Source organism: Oceanicola sp. 22II-s10i (genome assembly GCF_002210105.1).
Lineage (GTDB): Bacteria > Pseudomonadota > Alphaproteobacteria > Rhodobacterales > Rhodobacteraceae > Pseudooceanicola.
The window spans coordinates 315,097-338,268 of record NZ_AQQU01000002.1 but is presented as its reverse complement, the minus strand read 5'-3'; the positions used below and the strand labels follow the sequence as shown (position 1 = coordinate 338,268).

Sequence of the window (23,172 nt, the reverse complement as noted above, 5' to 3'; positions counted from 1 at the left end):
GATCACTCTTCGACCCAGGCCCGCGTCACGTCCACCACGCCGCGGTAGGGCGGCGGCACGTTCTTGACGCGCGGGTTGGTGAAGGCGTAGTAGCGCCCGCCGCCCCGATACTCGATCGAGCCGTCGTCGTTCATCATCGAGACCATCTGGCACTGAAGCTCCAGACGCTCTTCCATCGTGGTCGCCACGCGCATCTTGTCGGCCAGCGCGTCCAGTTCCGGGTTGTTGAACCCGGTCAGGTTGTAGGACGAGCCGATCTTGGCATAGGCGTAGAGCTGCGGCCCCATGTCGGCACCGTCCGCGATCCGCCATCCGGTGATGTCGAAATCACCCTTGAAGGTCCGCGCCACCAGCGTCGACTGATCGACCGGTTCCAGCGTCAGGGTGATGCCGGCCGCCTTGGCCGTCTGCTGATAGATCTCGCCCAGTTCACGCCCGCGCGGGGTGGTGGTGTGGATCATCACGATCTCGGGGACTTCGGTCTTGCCGGTTTCCTGCAGATACTGCGCGACGTATTCCTTGGCCTTGGCGATGTCGAACTTGCGATAGTTCGCCTCGCCGCAGTCCTTGGCGGCCCCAAGCGGGTGCGTGACCGCCGGACGGGTGTTCTGCCAGGAGATCTTGACCAGCGCGTCCTGGTTCCAGGCATGCGCCAGCGCCTTGCGCAACGTGGCGTTCGACAGCGGTTCCTTCTTGCCGTTCATCAGGTTGATGGCGGCCCCTGCCCCGTCGGTCGTCAGCGTGACGATCTTGGGATCGTTCTGCGCCTCGACGATGGTCGGGCCACGGTCGGTCCAGATCACGTCCACTTCGCCCGACTTGAGCGAGGCATAGCGGGTCTGGGTGTCCGGCAGGATGCGGAAGTTGATCTTGTCGAGGTTGATCTCGTCCGCGTCGCGGTAGCCGTCCCACTTTTCGACCACGATGCGGTCGCCCGAGGCCCATTCCACGAACTTGAACGGCCCGGTGCCGATCGGGTTGCGGTTCTCGTTGTCGGACTCGACGTTCTCCTTGGAGCGGATCGGGCCGGACATGGAGGTCGTCGCGAGATACGGCAGCAGCGCCATCCACGGGTGCTTCAGGTGGAATTCCACCGTCATCGGATCGACCGGGACCACCTTGTCGATCGAGGCGATGAACGACCGCGAGGACGACTTCATCTCGGGGTCGAGGATGCGGTTGTAGTGATAGGCCACGTCTTCGGAATCGAAGTCGCTGCCATCATGGAACTTGACGCCCTCGCGCAGCTTGAAGGTCCAGACGAGGTTGTCGTCGCTCACCGACCATTCGGTGGCCAGCAGCGGTTCCGGCTGGCCGGTTTCCGAATTCCAGCCCAGGAGCGGTTCGTAGATGGTGCGCGAGACGATCTCGCCGGTCTGGCCAAAGACGCCGCCCTTGACGGTGTCGAAGCCGCGCACATCGGTTTCGATGGCGACGTTCAGCGTGCCGCCTTTCTTGACTTCCTGTGCCGAGACAGCCGGTGCAGCCGCCACCAGCGCGCTCAGCGCAACCCCGGTGAGTGCGCCCATGATGCGCCCGGACTTCGGCAGACGAAGTGTCCGCATTTCGGTGATCCTCCCTGATCGTTGTGCCCCGTTGTTCGCTGGGGTCTGTGCGAATTGTGACGCCATTTGGCTTCTGTGTGAATACCCAATCTTCGAAACTCGGGCCAACCGCGGCATGTGACTTTGCGCAGCCGGCGGCGAGGGGAGAGGCGCCGGACAGGCCGGATCCCGCTTGCGAACTAAAATTCCGCATATGTGCAATGACTTGATAAGTAACGCGTTAACGGCGTCCAGCGCCGAGGCGACGTCACGTCACCCTGCGCATCTCGCAAACGTGTTCCCGGACGCGCCATCGCCGCAACGCAGAAAGCGTGAAACTGTCATACAAATTTCGCGCGACCATACCGGATCTTTGAAAATCAGATTCAGACGGTCGCGCGCCGTTTCCGGCTCAGGGCGTCATGATGTCGAATCCGCCATCCGGCTGGTCGTGCAGCGCGATCCAGCGCGTCACCAAGGCCCTGTCGCCCTCGACCGAGGCCCCCTTCTCGACCGCATCGTCCAGCGAGAGATCCCCCGCGACGAGCGCGTCCAGAACCCCCTGCGCGATGGTCAGCGTGGCGGCGGCGGTGGCGGACTGCGCCCCGACCCGCGCGAATTCCGTTTGCCGCGCGACCGAGACCAGCACCTCCGTCCCGCCCATCCGGATGTTCAGCGCGAAATCCTCTCCGCGCGCGCGGTCGGGGTTCAGCTGGGCCGCCAGCGCGTCGAACCAGTCCACCGGCTCCATCATCGCGCCGAGATCCGTGTTCCGCCGCCGCGCCTTCAGCCGCGGGTCCACCCCGCGCTCCAGCTCCTGCGCGCCGGTGAGGTAGATGTTGCGCATGATCCCGCTTTCGTGGCGGAAGCCCTGGTGGCGGTGCACGCCGGCCAGCAGGGTCTTCGCCGCGTCACCGCCCTGCCCCGCAAAGATCAGGTGGTTCAGCAGCGTCGCGGCCCATTGCAGCTGATCCGCGGCAATCGCCGCGCGCGCCTTGTCCAGCACCGCATCGGGCCCGCCCATGGCCTCGACCATGTGGGTCCCGAGGTCCTCGGGCGGCAGCGGTTCGAGCTGCGTCGGCACGCCATCGAAAAAGCCGAAATAGCGCTGGTAGACGGCCCGGACATTGAAGCTGAGCGACCCGTAATAGCCCCGCGCATGGAACCGGGTCGACAGCCAGTCGGGTTCTTTCACCAGATGCGAGATCTCGTTCGGCGTATGCCCGAGGTTGGCCAGCCGGATCGCCTGGTCATGGGTGTATTTGTACATGTCGCGCTGTTCGTGCAGGTAGCCGCGCAGGGCCTCCCCGCCGAAGACCGGCCAGTTGTGGACGTTGATCAGATACTCCGCCTCGTCCGCGAACATCTCGATCGCCCGGTCGATCGTCCGCGCCCAGAGACGGCCGTCCCGCACCTCGGCCCCGCGCGGCGGGATCAGGTTGTGGAAGGTCTGGTTGCAGACCTCGGCCATGCACAGCACCTTGTAATCCGGCATGTAGAAGGCGAATTCCGCCGGCGCCTCGGTCCCGCTTGCCATCAGGAAGCGGAACCGCACGCCGTCGATCACCCGCTCCTCGCCGGTTTCGCGGATCAGCTCGGTCGGGCGGGCAAAGGTCTGGGTGCCCCGCGCCAGCGCCTTGCCGATGCCGCCGTCCACCGCCCCCTCTGGGCCGGTCGGCAGGAAGTTCCCGAACTGGTAGGTCGCGCGCCGCCGCATCGGCGTGCCGCCCATCACCCCTTCGGACGCGACGTATTCGAGGAATTCGTCGGGCACGTAGATCGGCGGCGGGTTCGCGCTGTCCGCGATCACCCCCTGCAGGCCGCCGTAGTGGTCCGGGTGGCTGTGCGTCACGAGGATCGCCGCGACTGGACGTTCGCCCAGCGTGTCATTCGCCAGCTTCAGCGCCGCCGCGCTGGTTTCCGCGACGGTCAGCGGGTCGACGATGATCCATCCGGTTTCGCCCCGGATCAGCGTCACGTTGGCATAGTCGCAGGCCCGCGCCTGGTAGACGCCGTCGCAGACCTCGAACAGGCCCGAGATCGCGTTCAGCTGCGCCAGCCGCCAGAGCGAAGGATTGACCGTCGGCGGGCAAGGCGCATCGAGGAAATCCCAGTTGTGGATGTTCCACGCGGTCGAGCCGTTGCGCGTCTCGATCCGGCCCTCGGGCAGCGGAGCAAGGAACCCGCGCCGTGCCGCTTCGAAATCCGCCTGGTCGCCGATCGGCAGGCGCTCCGCCACTTTCGCATTCGCCCGTGCCGTCGCCTCCGACAGCGCCTCGGTCAGTTTCTGCTCCATCCCGCCCCTCCTCTGGCCTTGGCCGCAACACCGCGGCACGGACACTGTGGCATCGGACTCCGCCATAGGGAACCGCCCCCGCGTTCGGACCGCGGAATGGTTCCCTCGCCGGCAGGATCCGGCGCTCCTCGGACGTGGTCGGGCCAACGGGACGGGGACGGCGCGGGGCCCCGGCGGACCTGCCGCGTTTTGGGGCTGTTCCGAAAACCGGGCCATTTCCGGATTGGCGAACGCGGACAGTATGTCAGGGACGCTCTCCCCGGCCGATCCGACTCTCAGCACCACATTCGGGACGACCGCCCGAGACCGTCGCAGGCATGCGAGGCGGCCCTGGACAGCGCCTGCCACCGGTGATCAACGGCTCATCATCAGTGGCGCTTTCCGGGATGAGCTTCTCAACGAGACGCTATTCCCGTCGCTGACCAATGCCAGCCGGCAGGTCCTGGCATGGCAGCACGACTACTATCACCACCGCCCTCCCTCCTGCCTGGGGAATATCCCACCAGTCGAGTTCGTGGCTAAGAAGGGGCCGGCAATGCGCGCCGCATGGACCCAAGAATTAACCTGCGGACTTTCCGCTAATTCGGAGGAGAGTTGGGTCACCGGGCACATTCGGCCCTATCGGTAAGCGGGACCGACCATCGCAGTGACGCGGGAAGTGGCGGACTCTGCACGGGACGATGAGGGACCAGCTGACGGACCGACCGAAGCAGATCTCAGAAATGCCGGGAAGTTCAGGCAGTTACTTGCCGTAAATGGTGCGGTCGAGAAGACTCGAACTTCCACGGGTGTTACCCCACAGCGACCTCAACGCTGCGCGTCTACCAATTCCGCCACGACCGCACGTGATCAGGTAGTGCGGGGCCGTATAGCCGCCCTGTATCGCGATGTGAAGGGGCAAAACGCGGGGCCAATGGCAGATTTTTCCGGGCACCCGAAGCAGACCGCCGGCCCCCTCGGGGACCGGCGGAAAAGCGGGGCGGAGGGGCCCGGAGGCCCCGCACGATCACTGCAGCGAGAAGCTGGGCAGCGCCGCCGGTGTCGATGTCGCGGGGGCCGTGCCGGGGCCGCCGCTGACGGCCGCGCGCAGCAGCTCCACCCGGTCGGTCTGGCCCGGCACGAAGACCGGCGCGGCGCCGCTGTCCAGCGCCGCCAGCGCGTGGTCATACCAGCCGCTTGCCCGGTCCGCCGATTGCGCGGCGCCAAAGCCCTGCGACAGGTGATGGCCGACCAGTTCCGCATAGGGCGCCTGCCCGGCAGCCGTCAGCAGCAGCGCCGCGCCGAGCGCCACGTCCAGCTTGTCCCGACGATACCCTGTGTAGAGGCAGATCGTACCGGTGCTCTGCAACTGCTCGATCGTCATGTTCGCGCCCAGCACGAACTTCTGCGTCTCGGCCAGCACCTGCGGCGCGGGCTTGGTGTCCAGCGCCGCCACGTAGGGGGCCAATGCGGGGCCGAAGGCGTCGCACTGCTGTTCGATCTGCGCGGTCGAGAGGCCCTGAACGGATTTCACCATCTCCTCGCCCTGCGCGATGGCGTAGGTGCGGGTCAGGCAGAACTGTTCCGACAGCGCGAGCTCGGGGTCGGTCATCGTGCCCGCGGTGATGAAGCCGCCGTTGGAACTGGTCAGCAGGTTGACCTTGGAACAGTAGCTGGCCAGCGAGGGCTGGTCCGCCACGCCGCCCGCCATCGGCAGGGCCATCAGCCCGCCCGCCGGTGCGGGGGCGGCAGGGGCCGCCGGAGCCGGCGCCGGGGCCGCCGCCATCATCGCGGGCGGCTGGAGCGGCGCTGCGGGCGCAGGGGCCGGTGCGGGCGCAGGGGCCGCGGCGAGCATGCCGCCGCCGCCACCACCGGCCAGCGGGTCGGTCATGGAGCAGCTGGACTGGTGGCACTGGAACATCGCGGGCGTCGCGGTGTTCGACAGCTGCGCATTTCGCATGTAGCGGAATTCATTGCGGCGGTAGCCGTCGGGCTGGCTGGCGAAGACCAGCACGGCGCACTGGGTCTGGCCGCACCAGAAGCTCGACCCGGTGACGGCGGTGTCGATCACATAGTCGTTGCGCCCGTCGCCGTTCAGCTCGGCCAGCTGGATGAAGCCGGTCCGCTGCAGCAGCTGTTCCGCCGAGGGCTCGGAGCTGTCGGCGATCTCGTCGATGGCGTTCGACACCTCGATCGGCAGGCCGGCATAGCCGGTGGTCCGCGCCGTCTGGGTCCCGAACTTCTGATCGCGCCAGACCACCAGCAGGCTGCGGACGCCGTTCGGGTCGCGCTGCATCGCCTTGATGACGTCCGGCCCGCCGATCTGTGCCCGGCTGTAGGAGCTAAGGAGGTGATCGCGTTCGAACGTGGTCAGGTTCCCGGTGGCGGGCCAGCCGAGATAGCCCTGGTAGGCCGCGACGGCGGAGCGCGACCGCGACCCCATCACGCCATCCGGCGTGCCCGCGTTGAAACCGAAGTAGTTCAGCGCCGTCTGCGTCTCGCGGTTGGCGCTGCGCGCGGCGGTGTTGCGGTTGGTCGAGGAGGACGAGGAGTAGGTGCGCTTGCGCTGCTGGCCTGCCCCGCTCATGATGGCGCCGCCGATGATGCCGCCGACGATCGCAGCCCCGAGGTCGCTTGCCATGGACTGAACCGGGGCGCCGGCAATCAGGGTTGCGGCAATCGCGGTCTTAATGGACTTGGAGAACATACCCGAAAATCCCTATCTATCTCTTTAATGGACTCAGGTTACGCGACGAAAATGAATCAGGCGAATGAATTGACGCATCCCGGCGCGGAAAATGCGCATCAGCCGGTGGAATGGATCACCTCGACCGGTCTGGTGTCCTACGAGGACGCGCTGGCGGCGATGGAGGCCCGCGCCGATGCCATCGCGCGCGGCGAGGCGTCCGAGGCGATCTGGCTGCTGGAGCATCCGCCGCTCTACACCGCCGGGACCTCGGCGCGGCCCGAGGACCTGATCGAGCCGGACCGTTTCCCGGTCTACGAGGCGCGGCGCGGCGGGCAGTACACCTATCACGGGCCGGGGCAGCGGATCGTCTACGTGATGCTGGATGTCGGCAAACGTGGCCGCGACGTCCGCTGCTTCGTCCGGCAGCTCGAGGACTGGGTGATCGCCACGCTGGCCGAGTTCAACCTGAAGGGCGAAATCCGCCCCGGCCGTGTCGGCGTCTGGATCGCCCGGCCGGACAAGACCCCCCTGCCCGACGGCACCCCGCGCGAAGACAAGATCGCGGCGATCGGCATCCGGCTCAGGAAATGGGTCAGCTTCCACGGGATCTCGATCAACGTCGAACCGGACCTGAGCCATTTCGGCGGGATCGTCCCCTGCGGCATCACCGGGCATGGCGTCACCAGCCTTGTCGATCTCGGCCTGCCGGTGACGATGGACGATCTGGATGTCGCGTTGAAACGTCAGTTCGGTCCGGTGTTCGGCTGAACCGCTACGGACCCGCGCGGCGCTTCTCGGCCAGTTCCGAGGCCAGTTCGCCGTAGAGCGCGCGGCGTTCCTCTTCGGAGAGGAAGGCGCCGATCTCGACCGTGCGGCCATTGCCGGTCAGCGTGACATACCACGGCACCTTGCCGCCGGTCCGGTGCAGCTCGGCGCGGGCCCAGTAGGTGTTGCACAGCCATTCCTGCCGGGACCCGTCCGGGTTGCGGCGGCGGAGCGCGGTTTCCTCGGGCCCGATTTCCAGCGTCTCGACGATCTCGCCAGACCGGTAACTCAGCCGCAGCCCGAACCACAGCGCCGCCAGCGCGGCGAGGCCGAAGGGCAGCAGCCCCCACAGCAGCACCGTCCCGATCATCGCGAAGAGCGGCACGGTCAGCAGGGTGAAGAACAGTCCGATTACAACGGCGAAACCGCCCATGGGCAGCGACCGGTGCGGCCAGAGCGTCAGGTGACGGCGGCTGTCGCTCCATTCATAGGGCAAGGGCTCAGGCCCTCCGCCACGACAGCAGGGCCAGCGCGATGAAGGCCACGGCGGCAAAGGCCATCGCGGGCGCCTCGACCGCGTGCAGGGGCGCGAGGATGGCCAGCGGGTCGCCGGGGCCGCCCAGACCGGGGGCGAAGGCGTCCGAGGTGCGGGAATGGAAGGGCGCGATGGCGGTGACGTAGTAGATCAGGAACAGCACCACGACCGGCAGCGTCGGCATGGGCCGCCCGTGCCGCCGCATGTAGCGCAGGATCGCCGCCCCGCCCGCGCCGAGCGCCACGACGATCAGCGCGAGGACGCCGGCGGTGAACAGCCCCGCCCCCTGCGCCCCGCTGGGATCGACGCCAAGCGCCATCGACATGCCGATGTCGAAGATCGCCACCGGCGCAAAGGCCGCGGCCGCCCCGGCGAACAGCGCCGCCGTCATCAGGCGCCGGTCCACCCGCGCCGCCCACAGGACGGCCAGCACCGGCACGCCGATCAGCCAGACCGCACGCAGGACGGGGGCCGCGGCGGCCATACCCTGTGCTCCGCTCATGTTCCTGTCTCCGTTTCCGTCATTGAAAGCAAAAGGGCCCCGGCGCTGTGCCGGGGCCCCTTCTGGTCCGTGTCGGGGATCAGGCCCGGCTCAGTGAGCGTGGCCCTTGTCCCAGTCCTCCTGCTTGGGGAGGATTTCGAACGTATGCTCCGGCGGCGGGGACGGCAGGGTCCACTCCAGCGTGTCGGCATATTCGTTCCAGTAGTTGTTCTCGGTCACTTTCGCACCGGCCCGCAGCGAATAGATCACCACGCCGAAGAAGAAGATGAACGAGGCGAACGACAGGAAGGCGCCGAGCGAGGAGACATAGTTCCAGGTCGCGAAGGCTTCGGGGTAGTCGATGTAGCGGCGGGGCATCCCCTGACGGCCCAGGAAGTGCTGGGGGAAGAAGGTCAGGTTGGCACCGATGAACATCGCCCAGAAGTGCAGCTTGCCTGCCCATTCCGGGTAGTGACGGCCGGTCATCTTGCCGAAGTAGAAGTAGATGCCCGCGAAGATCGCGAAGACGGCGCCCAGCGACATCACGTAGTGGAAGTGCGCCACGACGTAGTAGGTGTCGTGATAGGCGCGGTCGATACCGGCCTGCGACAGCACCACGCCGGTCACGCCGCCGACGGTGAACAGGAACAGGAAGCCGAAGGCCCAGAGCATCGGCGTCTTGAACTCGACCGAGCCGCCCCACATCGTCGCGATCCACGAGAAGACCTTCACCCCGGTCGGAACCGCGATGACCATCGTGGCCAGCATGAAGTAGGACTGCTGGGTCAGCGACATGCCGACGGTGTACATGTGGTGCGCCCACACGACGAAGCCGAGCAGACCGATCGCGATGATCGCCAGAACCATCGGCAGGTAGCCGAAGATCGGCTTCTTGGAGAAGGTCGCGATCACGTGGCTGATGATGCCGAAACCGGGCAGGATGATGATGTACACTTCCGGGTGGCCGAAGAACCACAGGATGTGCTGGTAGAGGATCGGGTCACCGCCGCCCGACGGATCGAAGAACGTCGTGCCGAAGTTCCGGTCGGTGAGCAGCATGGTGATCGCGCCTGCGAGGACCGGAAGGGCCAGCAGGATGAGCCATGCGGTGACGAAGATCGACCACGAGAACAGCGGCACCTTGAACAGCGTCATGCCGGGGGCGCGCATGTTCAGGAAGGTGGTGATCATGTTGATCGCGCCGAGGATCGACGAGGCACCCGAGACGTGGACCGCGAAGATCGCGAGGTCCATCGACATGCCGCCTTCTGACGTCGAGAGCGGTGGATAGAGCACCCAGCCCACGCCGGACCCGAGTTGTCCGTTGCCACCCGGAGCGAGCAGCGACGCGACACCCAGCAGGGTGCCGGCGAAGTACATCCAGAACGACAGGTTGTTCATCCGCGGGAACGCCATGTCCGGCGCGCCGATCTGCAACGGCATGAAATAGTTGCCGAAACCGCCGAACAGGGCCGGGATCACGACGAAGAACATCATCAGGACGCCGTGATAGGTGATCATCACGTTCCAGAGGTGTCCGTTCGGGGTACAGGGCGCGTCGGAGGCGAAGAAACGTGCGCCCTCCAAGCACATGTACTGAACGCCCGGCGACATGAGCTCCATGCGCATGTAGACGGTGAACGTGACCGAGATCAGACCCGCGATCGCCGAAACGACGAGGTAGAGGATCCCGATGTCCTTGTGGTTGGTCGACATGAACCAGCGGGTAAAGAACCCGCGGTCGTCGTGATGATCATGGCCGTGAATGGCTGCGTCCGCCATGCCCTCGCCTCCTGCTGGATGTCCTTGGATCGGAAAGCCAGAGGGAGTCGGGCCATCCGAATTATGCGTGTTCTAGAATGCCAAGGGCTTGTGGGCAATGCACGGATTTGATGCAGATCAAGTTATTCTGTCGCACCTTGCCGCCCCGCCGCGGGAACCGGGCCGCCCTGCCGCGGGTTCGCCTGTGCAACCGGGAGGACGCATCATGATCCGCAAGGGCACCGAGGTGACGTGGAAATGGGGCAACGGCAGCGCCACCGGCAAGGTGGTGGAAAGCTTTGCCCGCAAGGTCACCCGCACGATCAAGGGCGAGGAGATCACCCGCGACGGTTCTGACGACGACCGCGCCCTGCTGATCGAACAGGACGACGGCGACCGCGTGCTCAAGCTGGTGTCCGAAGTGGATCGGGCCTGAGCCATGGGCCTCGTGTTCTATCCCGACACCCGCCCCGGCATCTCGCGCCGCCGCTGCGGGCGCGGGTTCAGCTACACCGCGCCGGACGGCACCCGGATCGACCGCGGGCCCGAGCGGCAGCGGCTGGAGGCGATGGCGGTGCCCCCCGCCTATGACAAGGTCTGGATGTCCCCGCGCGAGAACGGGCACCTGATGGCAACCGGTTTCGACGCGCGGCTGCGCAAGCAGTATCGCTATCATCCCGACTGGTCCGCGCAGCGGTCCGCCGCCAAGTATGACCGGCTGGCCGAGTTCGGGGCCACCCTGCCCCGCATCCGCGAGGCGCTGAAACGCGATCTGCGCGAACCGCCCGGCGACATGGACTTTGCCCACGCGGCGGCCCTGATGCTGATCGACCGGCTGGCAATCCGCGTGGGCACCGAAGCCTATGCCGAGGAGAACGGCACATACGGCGCCACCACCCTGCGCCGCCGCCACCTGCGGGTGAAGGACGGCGTGCTGCACCTGAGCTACACCGCCAAGGGCGGCCGCCGCCAACGTCAGGTCATCCGGTCCCGGCGCCTGCAGAAGGCTCTGCAAAAGGCGCGCGACCTGCCGGGGGCAGAGCTGTTCACCTGGGTCGCGGAGGATGGCACGGTGCGCAGCGTGGGCTCCGGTTCTCTGAACGCCTACCTCGCCCGGATCGGTGGGGATGCCGGGTTCACGGCCAAGTCCTTCCGCACATGGGCCGGCACCCTCGCCGCGTTCGAGGCGCATTTGGACGATCCCGAGGGCACCATCGCCGCAATGACCGGCGCGGCCTCGGATCGGCTGGCGAATACGCAGGCGGTGTGCCGGACCAGCTACATCCACCCCGATGTCATCGACCTCGCCGGCAGCGGCGAGCGGTTCCGGCTGGCCCGTCCCCGCCGGGGGCTCAGCCGCACGGAATCGGCTCTGTTGCGGTTTCTGGAGTAAGTCGGTCCGCGGAGCGTTGAACGCGGCCCGAGGCGTGCGACCTGACACATTCCGGGATATTCTTGCGGCTCACTCACAATGGTACCCTGTGACCGGAAAGGCAGGTGTACGATGACAGACTTGCAGTCCATTGCGGACCACTGGGGTAAGGGTGACGTATACGCCCGCATACTCGATCAGATGGCGCTGGCCGGGATCAACCCCGACACCGTGACGCTCGAACAGCTGGCGCCCGTCGATCATTTCCACGCCCGCGGCTTCCCCGCCACGGTCGAACTTGCCGATGCCCTGCCCATAAAGCGCGGCGACCGGCTGGTCGACATAGGGTGCGGACTTGGCGGTCCCGCCCGCTACATTGCGAAACGCTTTGACTGCCACGTGGACGGTGTCGACATCACCGCCCCGTTTGTCGAGGCGGCCAACAAGCTGAGCGTTCTTGTCGGCATGACGGGCGCCGTGACCTGCGTGACTGGCGACGGACAGGCCCTGCCCTACGGGGATGCCATGTTCGATGGCGGCTACTGCCAGCATGTGCTGATGAACGTCGCGGACCGGGACGCGTTCTTCCGCGAGGCCCACAGGGTGCTGAAGCCCGGCGCCTTTCTCGCGCTGACCGAGCACGGGCTGGGCGAAACCGGCGACCCGCATCACCCCGTGCCGTGGTCCGAGGATGGCAGCGGCGCCTACCTGATGCGCCCGGACGACACGGTGGCCGCATTGGAGAAGGCCGGGTTCACCGGGATCACGGTGACGGATACGGGCGAGAAGTACCTGCAGGGCTACAGAACCGCCATCGAGCTTGCGGAAAAGGGCCAGGCGCCCGTGTTCGGCACGCACATACTGCTGGGCAAGCTCGCCCCGCAAATTGTACGCAACGCCGCCCGCAACATCGAAGAACGGCGAACCCATCCAGTCCAGATCGTCTCCCGCAAGGCTGGCTGAACGCCTCACGTGCCGACTTTCACTGCATCGCGGCTCGGCGATCCAGGCGCCCGGCCAATGAAAAAGGCCGCCCCGAAGGACGGCCTGTTCCCCGTGTCCGGCAGCGCCTCAGTTCGAGACGGCGCCGTTGGCGTCGGTGGCGAGGTAAGCCGCGACGTCTTCCTGATTCTTCCGCATCTTGAAGGTCATCTTGGACTTCGCGCCCTTGTCGCCGAGATACTCCTGAAGGAACTCTTTCGGGTCCTCCATGTATTCGGCGATGTTTTCGGCGGTCCAGACGAGGCCCTTTTCACCGGCGGCAACGATATCGTCACCGTATTTGAAGTCTTCGCCCGTGCCTGCGGTGCGGCCGATCACGCCATAAAGGTTCGGCCCGGTCTTGCCACCCTTGACGATGACGTCATCGGCGCTGGCGATGGTGTGGCAGGATTTGCACTTGCCGAATTCCTTCTCGCCCTTTGCGACATCGCCCTCGGCGAAGGCCGGGGCGGACAGGGCGACGAGGGCGGCGATTGCGGTGACTGCGAATTTCGAGGTCATGATGACTCCTCCACTCAGATTAAGCGCGTCTGCGCCGTTCTAGCCGAAGGCACCGGGGCGCGACAGGTGGGACGGGCCGCGCAATTGTCGCAGGCCCGGCCGGAGCGTCGCGCTCAGCCGCAGAGGCGCGACTTGACCATCGGCCCGACTGAGCCGAAGTCCATCTGCCCGGTGTAGCGCGACTTGAGCACGCCCATCACGCGGCCCATGTCGCGGACCGTCTCGGCGTTGATCTCGGCGATCGCCTTGTCCACGGCGCAGACGACCTCTTTCTCGTTCAGCTGGCGCGGCAGGAATTCCTCGATCACCTTGATCTCGCCCAGTTCGTTCTCGGCGAGGTCGATGCGGCCGCCCTCTTCGTAGGCGCGCGCGCTTTCCTGGCGCTGCTTCACCATCTTGCCGAGAATCGCCAGTACTTCGGCATCGCCGACACCGTCCTCGCGGCCCTCGCCGCGCGCCTCGATGTCCTTGTCCTTGATTGCTGCATTGATAAGCCGCAGCGTGCTCAGCCGTTTGGCGACACGTTCCTTCATGGCCTCCTTGAGGGCCGTGTTGATCCGTGTGCGCAATTCCATCGGTCCCATCCCCTGGATCGAGTGACAAGATGCCTTTCTACCCAAACGCACGTCCCAAAACAACTGTTCCCGTGCGGCAGCAGCGCTTATTGCTGCGACGCGGCATCACGGCGCCTTGAAGCCTTGACCCCTATCGCCTGCGACACTAGGTTCGCGCCAATTTGCCGCCAGCTAGGACTCACCCCATGCCGTTTTCCCACGGACAGAAACCGACCGCCTGCCTCGCACTGGCCGATGGCACCATATTCTATGGCAAGGGCTTCGGCGCGACGGGCGAAACGCAGGCCGAACTGTGCTTCAACACCGCGATGACCGGGTATCAGGAGATCATGACCGATCCCTCCTACGCCGGGCAGATCGTGACCTTCACCTTCCCGCATGTCGGCAATGTCGGCGTGAACCCCGAGGATGACGAGACGGGCGATCCCGTCGCGGACGGCATGGTGGTCAAGTGGGACCCGACCGAGCCGTCGAACTGGCGCTCGGCCGGGCGACTGTCCGACTGGCTGGCCGCGCGTGGCCGGATCGCCATCGGCGGCATCGACACCCGTCGCCTGACCCGCGCGATCCGCCAGCAGGGCGCGCCGCACGTCGCGCTGGCCCACGATCCCGAAGGCAACTTCGACCTCGAGGCGCTGGTCGCCCGCGCCCGCGCCTTCCCCGGCCTCGTCGGCAAGGATCTGGCCAAGGGCGTGACCTGTGCCCAGTCCTATCGCTGGGATGAAATGAGGTGGGCCTGGCCGCAGGGCTTCGTCCGGCAGGACAACGCCCGGCACAAGGTCGTCGCGCTGGATTACGGCGCCAAGCGCAACATCCTGCGCTGCCTCGCCTCGGTGGGCTGCGAAGTGACCGTGCTGCCCGCGACAGCGACCGCGGAAGAGGTTCTGGCGCACAACCCGGCGGGCGTGTTCCTGTCGAACGGCCCCGGCGACCCGGCGGCGACCGGCGAATATGCCGTCCCGATGATCCGCGAAGTGCTGGAGCGGACCAGCCTGCCCGTCTTCGGCATCTGCCTCGGCCACCAGATGCTGGCGCTGGCGCTCGGTGCGCGGACGGTCAAGATGAACCACGGCCACCACGGTGCGAACCACCCGGTCAAGGATCTGGAGACCGGCAAGGTCGAGATCACCTCGATGAACCACGGGTTCGCCGTGGACAGCCAGACCCTGCCCGAGGGCGTCAAGGAAACGCACGTGTCGCTGTTCGACGGATCGAACTGCGGCATCCGTGTCGAAGGCCGCCCGGTGTTCTCGGTCCAGTATCACCCCGAGGCGAGCCCCGGCCCGCAGGACAGCTTCTACCTGTTCGAACGCTTCGTCGCCTCGATGGACGCGGCGGCCTGAGCCGCAGGCGCCGCGCAAGGTTAATCGCCGGCCCGGCGATTAACCCTTTGTTTACTCGTCGTTAGCCGCAGATTAATGCACTCCGTGCACTCTCCCGTCGTATCGGCAGGAGGGTATATTGGCGTCGTCGGACCCCGAGTCTCTGGACTGGCACGACGGCCTGCACCGGGCGGCGCCGTCCCCTGCTGTCATGCAGGCCCAATCATCGGCGGCACTGTCCGCCTCGCCGTCACTCCATGCTCCGGGTGACGCGGCAACGCTGCGCGAACTCTTTGCCTCGGGCCGGATTGGCGAAACCCGGATGCTGGACCTCGCGGCACGGGCGCTCGGGACCAGCCGCATATCGCTGCATCTGACACCACCGGACCCGGCCCTGTCCGGCCTTTTGCCGCTGCGCGACTGCCTGCGTCACGCGATGGTCCCGGTGCGGCGGGATGCGCGCGGTCTGACGCTGGCCACCGCCTATCCCGAAACCGCGTCACGGCTGACAGACATCCTGAGCAAGGATATCGGGCCGGTGCGACTGGTCTTTGCCCCGCGCCAGGACGTGCATGACCACCTTTCCGCCGTGCATCGCGACCGGATGATCGCGCGCATCGCCGCCCGCCCCGCGCCGGAGTTCAGCTTTCGCAGCCATGCGCCCGGCCGTCTGGCCCTTGCCGCGCTCCTCTTCTGCGCGGCGCTTCTGTGCGTGATGGCCGTCGCTCCGGGCGCCGTATTCGGCGCCATATTCCTCTGGGCCGTCGTCACGCTCGTCGTCGCCATGACGCTCAAGACCGCCGCCGCCATCGCCCGGCTGACCACACAGGCCCGCACTCCGCCGCCGGTCCCGCCGCTGATCCGCCTGCCGCTCGTCTCCATCCTCGTGCCGCTCTATCGCGAACGTCGGATCGCGGAACACCTGATCCGCCGGCTGGAGGCGATCGAATACCCGCGCGGACGGCTCGACGTCCTGATCGTGTTGGAGGAAACGGACGAAACCACGGCACAGGCCGTGGCCGAGGCACAGCTGCCACCGTGGATCCGCGTCGTCACCGTGCCTGACGGCGCGCCCCGGACAAAGCCGCGCGCGATGAACCATGCGCTCGACTTCTGCCGGGGCGAAATCATCGGCATCTACGACGCCGAGGACGCGCCCGATCCGGATCAGATCCTCAAGGTCGCCGCCCATTTCGCCGCGGCCCCGCCCGAGGTCGTCTGCCTGCAGGGTGCGCTGGATTACTACAACCCCCGCCAGAACTGGATCGCGCGCTGCTTTACGGTCGAATACAACACGTGGTTCCGACTGCTCCTGCCCGGCATGGGGCGGCTCGGCTTCGGCCTGCCGCTTGGCGGAACCACGCTGTTCATCCGGCGCGCACCGCTTGAGGAGGTCGGGGCATGGGACGCGCATAACGTGACCGAGGATGCCGATCTGGGCTTCCGGCTCTGCCGCATGGGCTACCGGACCGAGGTCATCGACACCACGACACGGGAAGAGGCGAACTGCCGCCCCCTGCGCTGGATCAGGCAGCGATCGCGCTGGATCAAGGGCTACTGCGTGACCTACCTCGTCCACATGCGCCGGCCTCTGCGGCTGTTGCGTGACCTCGGCCCCTGGCGGTTCGCGGGCTTTCAGGCGCATTTCGTGACAGCCCTGTCACTGGCCTTCTGCGGCCCGATCATCGCGTCGGGCTGGGCGCTTTCGCTGGGCCTGCCGCATCCCGCAAAAGGCGTGATAGACACGGGCTGGATCACGGGACTGAGCCTGCTGTTCATCGTGACCGAGGCGCTGAACCTCGGGCTGGCGCTGATCGGCACCCGCCGGGCGGAACACCGGCACCTCTGGCCCTGGGTGCCGACGATGGTGTTCTACGCGCCGCTGACCTGCATCGCGGCCAGCAAGGCGCTGGCGGAACTGATCGTCGCGCCGTTCTACTGGGACAAGACAAGCCACGGCCTGTCCCTGCCCGAGCGCGGGACCAGTACCGGGGCCGGCGATCAGACGACCGGCGACACGCCGCCGGAATCGAGCTTGAGCCGGGTCACGAAGGCCTTGGAGATGTGATCGCGCAGCGCGTCCCCGGCCGCGGTCTCGTCGCGGTTGGCGATGGCGGTCACGATGGCCTCGTGTTCGGCCAGCGCCACCGAATCCCTTCCCTGCGCGGCCAGAGATGTCGTGGCCAGCAGCGCCATCGACCGGTGGACGAGGTCCAGCTGCTGGACGAGGAAACGGTTGTGGCTGGCCAGATGCACCTGCTTGTGGAACCGCCGGTTGGCACGGGCCAGCGCCCCCGGATCGCCGAGCAGCGCGCGGTCGGCCTCGACCATGTCGGACAGCACGCGGATCTCCTCGGCCGTGGCATGACGCGCCGCCAGCTTGGCCGCCAGCGCCTCAAGCTCGGCCCGGACGACGTAAAGCTCGGCCAATTGGTTGTGATCGAGCGAGGCGACGATCAGCGACCGCCCGTCGCGGGTCAGCAGGGACTGAGTTTCCAGCCGCTGCAGCGCCTCGCGGATCGGGGTGCGCGACACACCGAAGCGGTCGGCCAGTTCGCTTTCCACCAGCCGGTCGCCGGGTTTGTAGTCGCCCACATCGATCGCCTCGAGGATCAGCGAATAGGCATCCGTCTGCTGCGGCTTCATGGCCCGAGGCTTTCCCGTCGTGTCCTTCATCGCGCGACAGTAGACGCCCCCCGCCGGTTTCGGCAAGCGGCGCCTTGTCCCACCCTTGTCCCACCCCGTGCCGGCCCCTAGTGTCGCGCCATGACCAACGCGCCGCTCTCCATCGACCTCGCCCCGCAATTCGCCCATGTCGAGACTTGGGTCTTCGACCTCGACAACACGCTCTACCCGCCCGAGGCGCGGCTCTTCGACCAGATCGAGGTGCGGATGACCGACTGGGTGATGACCACGCTCGGCGTCGACCGGGACGAGGCGGACCGCCTGCGCGGGCAGTACTGGCGCGACCACGGCACGACGCTGGCCGGTCTGATGCGGCTGCACGACGTCGATCCCCTGCCCTACCTGACCCATGTGCACGAGATCGACCTGTCCGGTCTGGCCCGCGATCCAGACCTCGCCGCGCGCATCCGGGCGCTGCCGGGGCGCAAGATCGTCTATACCAACGGCTGCGGCCCCTATGCGGAACGGGTGATCGAGGCGCGCGGGCTGACGGGGCTGTTCGACGCGGTCTACGGGGTGGAGCACGCGGGCTTTCATCCCAAACCGGACCGGACGGCCTTCGACACGGTCTTCGCGCTCGACGGGCTGGATCCGAAGCGGGCGACGATGTTCGAGGACGATGCCCGCAACCTCGCCGCCCCGCACGAGATGGGGATGCGCACTGTGCATGTCGCCCCGGCGGCGGCCCCGGCCCCGCACATCCACCACCACACGGACGACCTGCCGGGCTTTCTGGCGCGGATCATCTGACGCAGGCGACAGGGTGTCGCGCCGGGGCGCCGTGTCGCGTTGAGCGCGGGCGGCCAAGGCATATCTGGGCTGCATCTTATGTCCTGAGGCCCCCATGTCCCACGCCATCGCCCCCGCCGCCCCGCGCGGCATCCTCTACCGCCTTCCCGTCCTCGGCCGCATCGCCCGCGAGCTGTACGCGGATTTCGAGGGCAACGTCTGGTATCTGCTGGTGATCCTGCTGACCCTCGTGGTGCTGGCGGTGAAGACCTGGGGCATCATGGCGCTGAGCCTGATCGCGCTGGCACTGGTCCCGGTGATGTTCACGGTCCTGATCCTGATCACGGTCGGCAAGTAGCACGGAACGGCTGCGCCGACCGGGACGCTTTGCCGCTTTCGCCCGCCCCGCCGCCGCCCTAGATAGAGCGGCAGGAGGCGTCACGATGGACCAGCATTTCGACATCGTCATTTCCGGCGGCGGCCCCGCCGGCCTGACCGCGGCCTGCCTGTTCGGGACCGAGGGGTTCCGGGTGCTCTGCGTCGACCCCGCCCCGCCGGTGACCGAGGAAGGGGCCGCGGGCGCGGACATGCGCACGACGGCCTACCTGCAGCCCGCCCGCGCGCTGCTGGAGGATGCCGGGCTCTGGCCTGCGCTGGCGCCCCATGCGGCGCCGCTCCGGATCATGCGGATCGTGGATGCGGGCGGCGCGGAGCCGGTGGCGCGACAGGTGCGGGATTTCGATTCAGCCGAACTGGGCGGCGCGCCCTTCGGCTGGAACCTGCAGAACTGGCTGCTGCGGCGTGAGATGGTGGCCCGGATCGAGGCGCTGCCGAACGTGGATTTCCGGCCCGGTTGCGCGACGGTGTCGCTGTTCACCCGCACCGCCGAGGCGCGCGTCGGGCTGTCCGATGGGTCGCGCGTGCGCACGAAACTGGTCATCGCCGCCGACGGCCGCGGCTCGCCGATGCGCGAGGCGGCAGGGATCGGGATGAAGGTGACGCGCTACGGGCAGAAGGCCCTGGCCTTTGCCGTGACGCACCCGATCCCGCACGAGAACGTGTCGACCGAGATCCACCGCTCCGGCGGGCCGTTCACGCTGGTGCCACTGCCCGACCGCGACGGGCGGCCCTCATCGGCCGTGGTCTGGATGGAGGACGGGCCGGAAGCTGTGCGGCTGGCGGGACTGGAGACCGGGGCCTTCGAGGCGGCGCTGTTCGAGCGGTCCTGCGGAATCCTCGGGCCGCTGAAGCTGGAAACGCCCCGCGCGGTCTGGCCGATCGTCACGCAGGTGGCCGAGCGGATGGCCGGCGAGCGCGTCGCGCTGATGGCCGAGGCCGCGCATGTCGTGCCGCCGATCGGCGCACAGGGGCTGAACATGTCGCTCGGGGATTTGCGGGCGTTGCGGGACCTCGTTGTCGCGCATCGCGACGATCCGGGCGCTGCGGCGGTGCTGGAGAGCTATCACGCCGCGCGGCACCGCGAGGTCGTGATCCGCGCCACCGGGATCGACGCGCTGAACCGCGCGAGCCAGGTCCATGCGCGGCCTTTGCGCGACTTGCGGGCGGCGGGGCTGGCGGCGCTTTACGGCTCGGCCCCGGTGCGGAAGATGCTGATGCAGATGGGGCTGGGTGCGCGCGGGGCCGACGCAGTCTGATCGGCCCGGTCGCGATCCAGATGTGCGCCTGCGGCGCGCGCCTTTACTTGTCTGCCGACGAGGGGGCTTTGCCCCCTCGAACTCCCCCAAAGTATTTGTGACCAGAAGAAGCAGGGGACCTGTGCTCAGCCCAGGGGGCCGGGCAGACGTTCTTCGGAGAGCATGACGTTGGCGTCGACGCTGGCGACGCCCGGCAGGGTCATGATCCGGCGGCGCAGGACGCGTTCGAAATCGGCGATGTCGCGGGCGGTGACGCGGAGGCGGTAGTCGTAGAGGCCGAGGATGTGCTCGACCGACTGGACTTCGGGGATGGCCGAGACGGCGCGTTCGAAATCGTCCATGCTGGCGCGGCCACGGGTGGCGATCTTGACGCCGAGAAAGACCGTGACGCCGAAGCCGAGGGCCGCGAGGTCGAGGTCGACGCGGCGGCCGGCAAGGATGCCGGCCTCTTCGAGGCGGCGGATGCGGCGCCACGTGGCGGGCTGCGACAGGCCGAGGCGGCGGCCGAGGGCGCCCGCGGTCTGGGTGGCGTCGTCGGAGAGCGCGCGCAGGATGGCGCGGTCGCGGTCGTCGAGTGCGATCATATCGGCAGGGTCTCGTCGTGCTTGAGGCGCGCGATGTGCATCAGCGCCTCGACATCGGTGATATGCGGCAGGGTCAGGATGCGGTCGCGGTAGATCTCCTTGTAATGGGCCATGTCGCGGGCGATCAGGCCGAGGCGGACATCGACCTGGCCGAGGAAGGTCTGGATCTCCAGCACCTCGGGCACCTGCCTTGCGGCGGCGAGGAAATCGTCGAACGCGCGGGGCTGCGTCTTGTCGAGGGTGAGGCGGAGCGAGACCTCGACCTCCCACCCGAAGGCGCGCCAGTCGATCACCGCGCGGGTGCCGCGGATCACCCCCGCCTCGCGCAGCCGTTCGAGGCGGCGCCAGCATGTGGCGGCGTTCAGGCTCGCGCGGTCGGCCAGTTCGGCCGAGGTCGCGGCGGGATCGGCCTGAAGGTGGCGCAGGATGCGGCGGTCCGCATCGTCGAGCATGATTGTTGACATGTATGGCTATCCGGCGAATGGATTTCGCGCTATGTCGCGTATTTCCTCAAGAATTGCAAACCAAATCGCGCCATTCCGCCTATCCTGCGCGCCAGAACCGCCCCGGACCTGTCGAGGGTGGCAACATAGGAAGGAACAGACCATGCGCGTGTATTACGACCGCGATTGCGACATAAACCTGATCAAGGACAAGAAAGTGGCGATCCTGGGCTATGGCTCCCAGGGCCACGCCCACGCCCTGAACCTGCGCGACAGCGGCGCCAAGAACCTCGTCGTCGCCCTGCGCGAAGGCTCCGCCTCCGCCAAGAAGGCCGAGGGCGAAGGCCTGAAGGTCATGGGCATCGCCGAAGCCGCCGCATGGTGCGACCTGATCATGTTCACCATGCCGGACGAACTGCAGGCCGAGACCTATCGGAAATACGTCCACGACAACCTGAAGGAAGGCGCCGCGATCGCCTTTGCCCACGGTCTGAACGTGCATTTCGGCCTGATCGAGCCGAAGCCCGGCGTTGACGTCATCATGATGGCGCCCAAGGGCCCCGGCCACACCGTGCGCGGCGAATACACCAAGGGCGGCGGCGTGCCCTGCCTCGTGGCCGTGCACAACGACGCGTCGGGCAAGGCGCTGGAGCTGGGCCTGTCCTACTGCTCGGCCATCGGCGGCGGCCGCTCGGGCATCATCGAGACCAACTTCCGCGAGGAATGCGAAACCGACCTGTTCGGCGAGCAGGCCGTCCTGTGCGGTGGTCTGGTCGAGCTGATCCGCATGGGCTTCGAAACGCTGGTCGAGGCGGGCTACGAGCCCGAGATGGCCTATTTCGAATGCCTGCACGAGGTGAAGCTGATCGTGGACCTGATCTACGAAGGCGGTATCGCGAACATGAACTACTCGATCTCGAACACCGCGGAGTACGGCGAATACGTGTCGGGCCCGCGGGTCCTGCCCTACGACGAGACCAAGGCCCGGATGAAGGCGATCCTGCGCGACATCCAGACCGGCAAGTTCGTGCGTGACTTCATGCAGGAAAACGCCGTCGGCCAGCCGTTCTTCAAGGGCACCCGCCGCCTGAACGACGAGCACCAGATCGAGCAGGTCGGCGAGAAGCTCCGGGCGATGATGCCCTGGATCTCGGCCGGCAAGATGGTCGACAAGTCGAAGAACTGAGTTTTACGCGCTGCGGGCGGCCGGATGCCGCCCCGGCCCCGGACTCACGCGTCGACGCCGCCTTTCAGACGGAAGGCGGCGTCGATCTTTTTGGCGTCGGTGCACCATTTCTGTTTGGGCGTTTCGCTGACCAGCGTCCAGACGGCCGTGCGCTCCTCGGCATGGACGAGGATGCGGTCGGGCGCGCGGTCCACGATCTCGGGCGGCAGCAGGTTGAGGAAGATCAGCAGGGCTTCGGCGGTCAGGCACATGTTCAGGTCTCCTGTGCGGTGTGGCCTCCCCTGCCCCAAGCATGCGCCCTGATGTCCCTTGCGCCGAGTCATTCCGCGACATGTTGTGTGTTTGTCAGCGTATTTACCAAGCAATCATGAAAATTTGCTCAATTTACAGCCATGACCGCAGTGCGGGAGCCAGTCATCGGATGCAACCCCGCCAGTCGGGGCGTTATGTTGTAACACCAAAGCAGCACCCCATATCCCGGCGATGACCGAAACCGTGACCCTCAGACAGGGACTGCCGGACGAGATGCAGTTCCTGCTTCGGGCGCATCCGCGCGAAACCTGGCCGGATCACCCGAACTTCGCCCGCTCCGTCCAGAACTGGATGGGCGCCCATGCCACGTTCCGCACACTGGCCTCCTATGTCACGGAGGACACCGCGCGGTTCCTCGACAAGGAGATCGACGAACGGACCTATGCGCACACGCTGGCGAAATACGGCCATATCCTGATCCGCAACCTGCATGGGCACCACACGTGGGAGGACCGCACCTTCTTCCCGGAGCTCGGCGCGGCCGAGGGGCGGCTGCAGCGCGGGCTGGACATTCTGGAGGCGGATCACGAGGCGCTGGACGCGACGCTCGACAGTTTCGCGCGCGGGGCCAACCGGGTGGTGCAGCTGGCGCAGCTGTCGCCGGTGGATGTCGCGCGCGAGGTGCCGGGGGTCGAGAAGGACGCCGCGACGATCGCGGCGCTGCTCGACCGGCATCTGGCGGACGAGGAGGACCTCGTCGTGCCGATCATCCTCGAGCACAGGTTGCGCGGATAACGGCGGGGGCCCTCAAGGGGC

24 protein-coding genes and 1 tRNA gene are annotated in these 23,172 nt (G+C 67.0%); 12 read left to right on the top strand and 13 right to left on the bottom strand.

The window, feature by feature from the left end:
* Positions 1 to 2 precede the first annotated feature (2 nt).
* Together ATO6_RS09635 and ATO6_RS09630 are read right to left on the bottom strand one after the other, a co-directional pair.
* The gene (locus ATO6_RS09635) at positions 3 to 1,565 is read right to left on the bottom strand and encodes an ABC transporter substrate-binding protein (protein ID WP_176440874.1); all 1,563 of its coding nucleotides are present in this window, start codon (positions 1,563 to 1,565) and stop codon (positions 3 to 5) included.
* 391 nt (positions 1,566 to 1,956) lie between these two features.
* The gene (locus tag ATO6_RS09630; protein ID WP_088623774.1) at positions 1,957 to 3,840 is read right to left on the bottom strand and encodes an alkyl/aryl-sulfatase; all 1,884 of its coding nucleotides are present in this window, start codon (positions 3,838 to 3,840) and stop codon (positions 1,957 to 1,959) included.
* A gap of 241 nt (positions 3,841 to 4,081) precedes the next feature.
* On the opposite strand from ATO6_RS09630, the gene ATO6_RS25580 reads away from it, so the two are divergent.
* Positions 4,082 to 4,468, top strand: coding sequence for an integrase core domain-containing protein (locus tag ATO6_RS25580; RefSeq protein ID WP_088623773.1), 387 nt, complete (start codon positions 4,082 to 4,084; stop codon positions 4,466 to 4,468).
* 128 nt (positions 4,469 to 4,596) lie between these two features.
* Here the strand turns inward: ATO6_RS25580 and ATO6_RS09620 are convergent.
* Together ATO6_RS09620 and ATO6_RS09615 are read right to left on the bottom strand one after the other, a co-directional pair.
* Positions 4,597 to 4,683, bottom strand: a tRNA-Leu gene (locus ATO6_RS09620).
* Positions 4,684 to 4,846: 163 nt separating this feature from the next.
* Positions 4,847 to 6,460 (bottom strand): peptidoglycan-binding domain-containing protein, encoded by a 1,614-nt coding sequence (locus tag ATO6_RS09615; protein ID WP_254919107.1) that lies wholly within the window; start codon positions 6,458 to 6,460, stop codon positions 4,847 to 4,849.
* Between the two features lie 117 nt (positions 6,461 to 6,577).
* Between ATO6_RS09615 and lipB the strand changes: the two genes are divergently transcribed.
* Positions 6,578 to 7,276 carry a lipoyl(octanoyl) transferase LipB gene (gene lipB, locus ATO6_RS09610; RefSeq protein ID WP_088623771.1) on the top strand — a complete coding sequence of 233 codons (699 nt, stop codon included), beginning with the start codon at positions 6,578 to 6,580 and terminating at the stop codon, positions 7,274 to 7,276.
* Positions 7,277 to 7,280: 4 nt separating this feature from the next.
* On the opposite strand, the gene ATO6_RS09605 is transcribed toward lipB, so the two are convergent.
* From ATO6_RS09605 to ctaD, 3 genes are all read right to left on the bottom strand, one after another.
* Entirely contained in the window at positions 7,281 to 7,769 is a 489-nt protein-coding gene (locus ATO6_RS09605) for a DUF2244 domain-containing protein (protein WP_088623770.1), read from the bottom strand.
* A 4-nt stretch (positions 7,770 to 7,773) separates the two neighbouring features.
* A complete protein-coding gene (locus ATO6_RS09600) occupies positions 7,774 to 8,310 on the bottom strand; it encodes a hypothetical protein (protein WP_141101959.1) in 537 nt (178 codons plus the stop codon).
* Between the two features lie 90 nt (positions 8,311 to 8,400).
* The gene (ctaD, locus tag ATO6_RS09595; protein WP_088623768.1) at positions 8,401 to 10,071 is read right to left on the bottom strand and encodes a cytochrome c oxidase subunit I; all 1,671 of its coding nucleotides are present in this window, start codon (positions 10,069 to 10,071) and stop codon (positions 8,401 to 8,403) included.
* Positions 10,072 to 10,276: 205 nt separating this feature from the next.
* Between ctaD and ATO6_RS09590 the strand changes: the two genes are divergently transcribed.
* From ATO6_RS09590 to ATO6_RS09580, 3 genes are all read left to right on the top strand, one after another.
* Complete coding sequence (locus ATO6_RS09590) at positions 10,277 to 10,486, top strand: DUF2945 domain-containing protein (RefSeq protein WP_088623767.1); 210 nt, start codon at positions 10,277 to 10,279, stop codon at positions 10,484 to 10,486.
* Positions 10,487 to 10,489: 3 nt separating this feature from the next.
* Complete coding sequence (locus ATO6_RS09585) at positions 10,490 to 11,443, top strand: DNA topoisomerase IB (protein WP_088623766.1); 954 nt, start codon at positions 10,490 to 10,492, stop codon at positions 11,441 to 11,443.
* Between the two features lie 111 nt (positions 11,444 to 11,554).
* Positions 11,555 to 12,385: a class I SAM-dependent methyltransferase gene (locus ATO6_RS09580; RefSeq protein WP_088623765.1), complete on the top strand. Its 831-nt coding sequence runs from the start codon at positions 11,555 to 11,557 to the stop codon at positions 12,383 to 12,385.
* A gap of 108 nt (positions 12,386 to 12,493) precedes the next feature.
* Here ATO6_RS09580 and ATO6_RS09575 read toward each other — a convergent pair whose 3' ends face one another.
* A complete protein-coding gene (locus tag ATO6_RS09575) occupies positions 12,494 to 12,925 on the bottom strand; it encodes a cytochrome c family protein (RefSeq protein WP_088623764.1) in 432 nt (143 codons plus the stop codon).
* Between the two features lie 113 nt (positions 12,926 to 13,038).
* A complete protein-coding gene (locus tag ATO6_RS09570) occupies positions 13,039 to 13,500 on the bottom strand; it encodes a GatB/YqeY domain-containing protein (protein ID WP_088623763.1) in 462 nt (153 codons plus the stop codon).
* 185 nt (positions 13,501 to 13,685) lie between these two features.
* Here ATO6_RS09570 and carA point away from each other — a divergent pair, with 185 nt between their 5' ends.
* Positions 13,686 to 14,843, top strand: coding sequence for a glutamine-hydrolyzing carbamoyl-phosphate synthase small subunit (carA, locus tag ATO6_RS09565; protein ID WP_088623762.1), 1,158 nt, complete (start codon positions 13,686 to 13,688; stop codon positions 14,841 to 14,843).
* Positions 14,844 to 14,961: 118 nt separating this feature from the next.
* The gene (locus ATO6_RS09560) at positions 14,962 to 16,890 is read left to right on the top strand and encodes a glycosyltransferase family 2 protein (protein WP_088623761.1); all 1,929 of its coding nucleotides are present in this window, start codon (positions 14,962 to 14,964) and stop codon (positions 16,888 to 16,890) included.
* On the opposite strand, the gene ATO6_RS09555 is transcribed toward ATO6_RS09560, so the two are convergent.
* Positions 16,824 to 17,468, bottom strand: coding sequence for a GntR family transcriptional regulator (locus ATO6_RS09555; RefSeq protein WP_088623760.1), 645 nt, complete (start codon positions 17,466 to 17,468; stop codon positions 16,824 to 16,826). The genes ATO6_RS09560 and ATO6_RS09555 overlap by 67 nt on opposite strands.
* A 120-nt stretch (positions 17,469 to 17,588) precedes the next feature.
* Between ATO6_RS09555 and ATO6_RS09550 the strand changes: the two genes are divergently transcribed.
* The 3 genes from ATO6_RS09550 (at position 17,589) to ATO6_RS09540 (ending at position 19,891) form a co-directional block, all read left to right on the top strand.
* Positions 17,589 to 18,257, top strand: a complete 669-nt coding sequence (locus tag ATO6_RS09550; RefSeq protein ID WP_088623759.1) for a pyrimidine 5'-nucleotidase — start codon at positions 17,589 to 17,591, stop codon at positions 18,255 to 18,257.
* 94 nt (positions 18,258 to 18,351) lie between these two features.
* Entirely contained in the window at positions 18,352 to 18,594 is a 243-nt protein-coding gene (locus tag ATO6_RS09545; RefSeq protein ID WP_088623758.1) for a hypothetical protein, read from the top strand.
* Positions 18,595 to 18,679: 85 nt separating this feature from the next.
* The gene (locus ATO6_RS09540; protein WP_088623757.1) at positions 18,680 to 19,891 is read left to right on the top strand and encodes a UbiH/UbiF family hydroxylase; all 1,212 of its coding nucleotides are present in this window, start codon (positions 18,680 to 18,682) and stop codon (positions 19,889 to 19,891) included.
* 125 nt (positions 19,892 to 20,016) lie between these two features.
* Here the strand turns inward: ATO6_RS09540 and ATO6_RS09535 are convergent, their stop codons facing one another.
* Positions 20,017 to 20,475, bottom strand: a complete 459-nt coding sequence (locus ATO6_RS09535) for an Lrp/AsnC family transcriptional regulator (protein WP_088623756.1) — start codon at positions 20,473 to 20,475, stop codon at positions 20,017 to 20,019.
* Positions 20,472 to 20,927 (bottom strand): Lrp/AsnC family transcriptional regulator, encoded by a 456-nt coding sequence (locus ATO6_RS09530; protein WP_088623755.1) that lies wholly within the window; start codon positions 20,925 to 20,927, stop codon positions 20,472 to 20,474. Before ATO6_RS09530 ends, ATO6_RS09535 begins: the two co-directional genes overlap by 4 nt.
* A gap of 154 nt (positions 20,928 to 21,081) precedes the next feature.
* Between ATO6_RS09530 and ilvC the strand changes: the two genes are divergently transcribed.
* A complete protein-coding gene (ilvC, locus tag ATO6_RS09525; protein WP_088623754.1) occupies positions 21,082 to 22,104 on the top strand; it encodes a ketol-acid reductoisomerase in 1,023 nt (340 codons plus the stop codon).
* Between the two features lie 44 nt (positions 22,105 to 22,148).
* Here ilvC and ATO6_RS09520 read toward each other — a convergent pair whose 3' ends face one another.
* A complete protein-coding gene (locus ATO6_RS09520; protein WP_088623753.1) occupies positions 22,149 to 22,355 on the bottom strand; it encodes a hypothetical protein in 207 nt (68 codons plus the stop codon).
* A 244-nt stretch (positions 22,356 to 22,599) separates the two neighbouring features.
* Here ATO6_RS09520 and ATO6_RS09515 point away from each other — a divergent pair, with 244 nt between their 5' ends.
* Entirely contained in the window at positions 22,600 to 23,151 is a 552-nt protein-coding gene (locus ATO6_RS09515; RefSeq protein ID WP_254919106.1) for a hemerythrin domain-containing protein, read from the top strand.
* Positions 23,152 to 23,172 lie beyond the last annotated feature (21 nt).